Origin of the sequence: Sandarakinorhabdus sp. (assembly GCF_040398645.1) — a bacterium.
Lineage (GTDB): Bacteria > Pseudomonadota > Alphaproteobacteria > Sphingomonadales > Sphingomonadaceae > Sandarakinorhabdus.
In genome coordinates this window covers 6,947-10,006 of record NZ_JBBATR010000062.1, presented here as the reverse complement: position 1 = coordinate 10,006, position 3,060 = coordinate 6,947, and the positions used below count along the sequence as shown (strand labels likewise).

General features: G+C 65.0%; 4 protein-coding genes and 1 pseudogene. 3 read left to right on the top strand and 2 right to left on the bottom strand.

What is annotated here, in order from left to right; all coding sequences use genetic code 11:
* The coding region (gene rpoH / locus ABWP50_RS11530) for an RNA polymerase sigma factor RpoH (RefSeq protein WP_502951048.1) at window positions 1–878 on the bottom strand (878 nt) is incomplete at its 3' end.
* Between the two features lie 2 nt (window positions 879–880).
* Complete coding sequence (locus ABWP50_RS11525; protein WP_353218131.1) at window positions 881–1,867, bottom strand: RluA family pseudouridine synthase; 987 nt, start codon at window positions 1,865–1,867, stop codon at window positions 881–883.
* Window positions 1,868–1,883: 16 nt separating this feature from the next.
* On the opposite strand from ABWP50_RS11525, the gene ABWP50_RS11520 reads away from it, so the two are divergent.
* From ABWP50_RS11520 to ABWP50_RS11510, 3 genes and pseudogenes are all read left to right on the top strand, one after another.
* A complete protein-coding gene (locus tag ABWP50_RS11520) occupies window positions 1,884–2,306 on the top strand; it encodes a M67 family metallopeptidase (protein WP_353218130.1) in 423 nt (140 codons plus the stop codon).
* Window positions 2,306–2,536, top strand: a complete 231-nt coding sequence (locus ABWP50_RS11515; protein WP_353218129.1) for a cold-shock protein — start codon at window positions 2,306–2,308, stop codon at window positions 2,534–2,536. The genes ABWP50_RS11520 and ABWP50_RS11515 overlap by 1 nt, the downstream gene beginning before the upstream one ends.
* Window positions 2,533–3,060: pseudogene (locus ABWP50_RS11510) on the top strand (hypothetical protein); the annotation flags it as partial. The gene ABWP50_RS11515 and the pseudogene ABWP50_RS11510, both read left to right, overlap by 4 nt.

Sequence of the window (3,060 nt, the reverse complement as noted above, 5' to 3'; positions counted from 1 at the left end):
GCCGTCTGCATGGCCTTGGCCAGCTTCTCAAACGCCCGCACTTCGATCTGGCGGACGCGCTCGCGGCTGATGCCATAACGCTGCGACAATTGCTCCAGCGTTTCGGGTTCATCGATCAGGCGGCGCTGGGTGAGAATATCACGCTCGCGCTCGTTCAGGCCGGACATGGCGGCCACCAGCAGGCCATGGCGCTGGTTGCGTTCCTGGCTGTCAGCCAGCAATTCATCCGCCAGCGGGCCATCATCGGCCAGCCAATCCTGCCATTCGCCTTCGCCTTCTTCGCGCAGCGGGCTGTTCAGGCTGGCATCGCCGCCAAAGCCCATGCGCCGATTCATCGAAACGACCTCGTCCTTGGCCACGCCCAGCGTGGTAGCGATGGTTTCCAGATCGGCCGGCTTCAGATCGCCATCTTCAACGGCGCCGATCTTGCCTTTCAGGCGGCGCAGATTGAAAAACAGTTTTTTCTGGGCCGCCGTCGTGCCGATCTTCACCAAAGACCATGACCGCAATATATATTCCTGGATCGCGGCCTTGATCCACCACATCGCATAAGTCGCCAGCCGAAAGCCGCGTTCCGGATCGAATTTGCGCACGCCCTGCATCAGGCCGATATTGCCTTCGGCAATCAGCTCGTTCACCGGCAGGCCATAGCCGCGGTAGCCCATGGCAATGCGCGCCACCAGCCGCAGGTGGCTGGTGACCAGGCCGGTGGCCGCCGCTGCATCCTGATGTTCCTGCCAGCGCCGCGCCAGCATATATTCATTCTCCGGGGTGAGCAGCGGAAATTTGCGGATTTCCGCCAGATAACGGTTCAGCCCGGCTTCGGAGCCGAGCGCCGGGATGCTGGCTTGTTTCACGGCTGGCAGGTTGCTGCTCATGGTCACTCCATCTCAGTATCGGCGTCGGGGCGGCCCCCGGAGCCATCAAGGTGATCGATCAAGGCCAGCATGTCGGCTGGCAGCGGGCTTTCAAACGCCTGTTCGGCTTTGGTGATCGGATGCACAAAGCCCAGCGTGGCCGCGTGCAGCGCCTGGCGGGCAAAGCCAAGTTCCTGCAGCAACGGCGCCAGCCGGCCCGGTGTGCGCCCATAAACGGCATCGCCCAATAGCGCGTGGCCGATGGATGCCATGTGAACACGGATCTGGTGCGTGCGCCCGGTTTCCAGGCGGCATTCCACCTGCGCCGCGCCCGCAAATCCGCGCACCATGCGATAGTGGGTGACGGCGTGCTTGCCGCGGCCGTCCTTCACGATGGCCATTTTCTGGCGATCGGCGCTGCTGCGGGCCAGCGACGCAGCGATGCGCCCAGCCGGCGGCACCGGCAATCCGGCCACCACCGCCGTGTAGCGCCGCTCCACACTGTGCCGCGCAAATTGCGCCGCCAGGCCTTCGTGGGCCGGGTCAGTCTTGGCGACCACCAACAGGCCCGATGTGTCCTTGTCGATACGGTGGACGATGCCAGGCCGGGCGACGCCGCCGATACCGGACAAGCGCCCGGCGCAATGATGCAGCAGCGCATTGACCAGCGTGCCATCGAAATTGCCGGCGGCCGGGTGCACGACCAGCCCGGCCGGCTTGTCGACGATCAGCAGGTGATCATCTTCGAAGATGATGGGCAGCGGAATGTCCTGCGCAATATTATGCGCGGCGCGCGCCGCCGGCACCTGCAAGTGCAGTTGCTCGCCGCCCTTCAGCTTGGTGGCCGGATCCCAGATCACCCCGGCCGCGCCCGACAGGCGCCCGGCCTGCACCAGCGTCTTCAGCCGCTCCCGGCTGAACTGCACCAACGCCTCGGCCAGCGACTTGTCCAGCCGCTGGCCAGCCGCGCTGGCCGGCATGGTGATGTTGATCGACTCTTCGTCCCCCATGGCCTAGCAAGTCGGCATGAAGTTGCAGATATCAAGCAGTCAGCAGCAATTTCTGCTCGATCAGGCGGCCAGCAGCCCGAATACAGAGGTGTGCGGGCTCTTGCTGGGTACGATCGTCGATGACGTCGGTGCCGTGCGCATCGCTGATCTGGTGCCCGCAGCCAATGTCGCCGCTAATCCCGCCCGCAGCTTTGAAATCGCGCCGGCCACCTTGCTGGCCAGCCACCGCAGCGCCCGCGCCGCCGGCCTGCGCGTGATCGGCCACTGGCACAGCCATCCGAACGGCAGCCCGCGGCCGTCCAACCGCGATGCCGCGCGCGCCACCGAAAATGGCCAGATCTGGCTGATCATTGCCGGCGGGACGATCAGCGGCTGGCTGCCGCACACGATCGGCGCCGGCCCGGCCGGCTTTGCGCCCGTGCTGCTGGAACAGCAATAATGGCCAGCGGCGCCGTGAAATGGTTTGATGCAAAAAAAGGCTTTGGCTTTGTCACGCCCGATCTTGGCCCCCGCGATGTTTTTGTGCATTTGAGCGCCGTGGCAGAGGCCGGGCTGGACAAATTGCAACCCGGCCAGCGGCTGGATTTTGAACTGGCGCAAGATGGGGATGGGCGGCTCATTGCCCTTGGCCTGAAACTGCGCAACGATGGCAGCGAGGCGGCACCATGAACGACCTTCCCCATTTTCTGGTGCGCTGGATGTGCCACGATCTGGCCACGCCGATTGCCAGCGTGATGACCGCCAGCGAATTATTGGGCGACCAGCCCGATGCCGAAATCAACGAGCTGATCCAATCCGGCGCCCGCCGCCTCGCGGCACGGCTGCGCTTGCTGCGCCTGGCGCTGGGCGCTGCCGATAGCGCGATGGGATCGGCCGCGCTGCAACGCCTCGTCCGCGAAGGGCTGGAGGGCACCCCGATCGATTGGACATTCGCCGGGGACGCTACCGATGGCATGGCCGCGCTGATTGCCGGCTGCGCCATGCTGGTCGCCGATCTCAATCGCACCCGCGCGCTGACGATCACGCCTGTTTCCGTGCTGGTTTCGCCAAGCTGCACCTGGCCCGATTCGGTCGCTGCGGTGTTTGCCGGCGCGCCCGCCAGCTGCAATCGCGGCGCTCTGGCGGCCATGGTGATGCAATCGGCGGTGCAGGCGGGAATGCGGCTGACAAATGATGTCAGTGGGTTGCATTGG